At 67.4% G+C, this 264-nt stretch carries 1 protein-coding gene; it reads left to right on the top strand.

The window, feature by feature from the left end:
• Nucleotides 1-264: hypothetical protein (locus tag R0J87_RS21435; protein ID WP_498888821.1), on the top strand; the 264-nt coding region annotated here is incomplete at both ends.

Genomic DNA, 264 nt, shown 5'->3' with positions numbered 1-264 from the left:
GGCGAGCTCTCCCGCTTCGACGTCAACCACCCCGAGACCAACGGGATGATCGATTACTTCGTCCGCCCGATGGCGGGCACCCGCAGCGAGCTCGGCCGCAGCGAGGTCGACGCATTCCGGGGGATGCAGACTATGGTCTTCCGCACCAAGCCCGCCGCGGTGGTCGAGTCGGCCCTCGGCGAGGGTTCGCTCAACCTGCTGGCCGACTGTGAACGCTCGGCGAGCGTGGCCGGTGGCGATTTCAAGTTCACTCTCACCAGCCCC

This window comes from Halomonas sp. SIMBA_159, from assembly GCF_046536035.1.
Lineage (GTDB): Bacteria > Pseudomonadota > Gammaproteobacteria > Pseudomonadales > Halomonadaceae > Vreelandella > Vreelandella venusta_A.
The sequence above is the reverse complement of the archived record's forward strand: the minus strand, read 5'-3'. Positions and strand labels throughout refer to the sequence as shown.